Source organism: Streptomyces sp. NPDC006529 (assembly GCF_040611795.1).
Classification (GTDB): domain Bacteria; phylum Actinomycetota; class Actinomycetes; order Streptomycetales; family Streptomycetaceae; genus Streptomyces.
The window spans coordinates 1,507-4,343 of the sequence record NZ_JBEXPB010000105.1 but is presented as its reverse complement, the minus strand read 5'-3'; the positions used below and the strand labels follow the sequence as shown (position 1 = coordinate 4,343).

The following is a 2,837-nucleotide window of genomic DNA, read 5'->3' as shown; positions in this document are numbered from 1 at the left end:
CTTCAGAACTAACACAGTGGACGCGAGCAACTGAGGACAAGCCCTCGGCCTATTAGTACCAGTCAGCTCCACCCGTTACCGGGCTTCCACATCTGGCCTATCAACCCAGTCGTCTACTGGGAGCCTTACCCTCTCAAGGAGGTGGGAATACTCATCTTGAAGCAGGCTTCCCGCTTAGATGCTTTCAGCGGTTATCCCTCCCGAACGTAGCCAACCAGCCATGCCCTTGGCAGGACAACTGGCACACCAGAGGTTCGTCCGTCCCGGTCCTCTCGTACTAGGGACAGCCCTTCTCAATATTCCTACGCGCACAGCGGATAGGGACCGAACTGTCTCACGACGTTCTAAACCCAGCTCGCGTACCGCTTTAATGGGCGAACAGCCCAACCCTTGGGACCGACTCCAGCCCCAGGATGCGACGAGCCGACATCGAGGTGCCAAACCATCCCGTCGATATGGACTCTTGGGGAAGATCAGCCTGTTATCCCCGGGGTACCTTTTATCCGTTGAGCGACAGCGCTTCCACAAGCCACTGCCGGATCACTAGTCCCGACTTTCGTCCCTGCTCGACCCGTCGGTCTCACAGTCAAGCTCCCTTGTGCACTTACACTCAACACCTGATTGCCAACCAGGCTGAGGGAACCTTTGGGCGCCTCCGTTACTCTTTAGGAGGCAACCGCCCCAGTTAAACTACCCATCAGACACTGTCCCTGATCCGGATCACGGACCGAGGTTAGACATCCAGCACGACCAGAGTGGTATTTCAACGGCGACTCCACAACCACTGGCGTGGCTGCTTCAAAGTCTCCCACCTATCCTACACAAGCCGAACCGAACACCAATATCAAACTATAGTAAAGGTCCCGGGGTCTTTCCGTCCTGCTGCGCGAAACGAGCATCTTTACTCGTAGTGCAATTTCACCGGGCCTATGGTTGAGACAGTCGAGAAGTCGTTACGCCATTCGTGCAGGTCGGAACTTACCCGACAAGGAATTTCGCTACCTTAGGATGGTTATAGTTACCACCGCCGTTTACTGGCGCTTAAGTTCTCAGCTTCGCCACACCGAAATGTGACTAACCGGTCCCCTTAACGTTCCAGCACCGGGCAGGCGTCAGTCCGTATACATCGCCTTACGGCTTCGCACGGACCTGTGTTTTTAGTAAACAGTCGCTTCTCGCTGGTCTCTGCGGCCACCCCCAGCTCACGGAGCAAAGTCCGATCACCAGTGATGGCCCCCCTTCTCCCGAAGTTACGGGGGCATTTTGCCGAGTTCCTTAACCATAGTTCACCCGAACGCCTCGGTATTCTCTACCTGACTACCTGAGTCGGTTTAGGGTACGGGCCGCCATGAAACTCGCTAGAGGCTTTTCTCGACAGCATAGGATCATCCACTTCACCACAATCGGCTCGGCATCAGGTCTCAGCCTTAATGTGTGACGGATTTGCCTATCACACGGCCTACACCCTTACCCCGGGACTACCACCGCCCGGGCTGGACTACCTTCCTGCGTCACCCCATCGCTTACCTACTACAAGTCTGGGTCACCGGCTCCACCACTTTCCTTTCCCCGAAGGGTCCGGAACGGCTTCACGGGCTTAGCATCGCCTGATTCAGTATTGGGCGTTTCAAAGCGGGTACCGGAATATCAACCGGTTGTCCATCGACTACGCCTGTCGGCCTCGCCTTAGGTCCCGACTTACCCTGGGCAGATCAGCTTGACCCAGGAACCCTTAGTCAATCGGCGCACACGTTTCTCACGTGTGTATCGCTACTCATGCCTGCATTCTCACTCGTGAACCGTCCACAACTAGCTTCCGCTGCTGCTTCACCCGGCACACGACGCTCCCCTACCCATCACAGCGGGCGTTGGCCCTATTGCTGCAATGACACGACTTCGGCGGTACGCTTGAGCCCCGCTACATTGTCGGCGCGGAATCACTTGACCAGTGAGCTATTACGCACTCTTTCAAGGGTGGCTGCTTCTAAGCCAACCTCCTGGTTGTCTCTGCGACTCCACATCCTTTCCCACTTAGCGTACGCTTAGGGGCCTTAGTCGATGCTCTGGGCTGTTTCCCTCTCGACCATGGAGCTTATCCCCCACAGTCTCACTGCCACGCTCTCACTTACCGGCATTCGGAGTTTGGCTAAGGTCAGTAACCCGGTAGGGCCCATCGCCTATCCAGTGCTCTACCTCCGGCAAGAAACACGTGACGCTGCACCTAAATGCATTTCGGGGAGAACCAGCTATCACGGAGTTTGATTGGCCTTTCACCCCTAACCACAGGTCATCCCCCAGGTTTTCAACCCTGGTGGGTTCGGTCCTCCACGAAGTCTTACCTCCGCTTCAACCTGCCCATGGCTAGATCACTCCGCTTCGGGTCTAGAGCGTGCAACTCAATCGCCCTATTCGGACTCGCTTTCGCTACGGCTTCCCCACACGGGTTAACCTCGCTACACACCGCTAACTCGCAGGCTCATTCTTCAAAAGGCACGCAGTCACGACGCATTGAGTAAACTCAATGCGCGACGCTCCCACGGCTTGTAGGCACACGGTTTCAGGTACTATTTCACTCCGCTCCCGCGGTACTTTTCACCATTCCCTCACGGTACTATCCGCTATCGGTCACCAGGGAATATTTAGGCTTAGCGGGTGGTCCCGCCAGATTCACACGGGATTTCTCGGGCCCCGTGCTACTTGGGAGATTCTTAAGCAAGCCGCTGATGTTTCGTCTACGGGGGTCTTACCCTCTACGCCGGACCTTTCGCATGTCCTTCGACTACATCAACGGTTTCTGACTCGCCGACCGGCCGGCAGACCGATCAAAAGAATTCCCG

Annotated in this window: 1 rRNA gene (running past one end of the window); it reads right to left on the bottom strand. The window is 56.1% G+C overall.

The features are described from left to right. Positions 1–32: 32 nt before the first annotated feature. A 23S ribosomal RNA gene (locus ABZY31_RS31080) occupies positions 33–2,837 on the bottom strand; it runs 153 nt beyond the window's last position.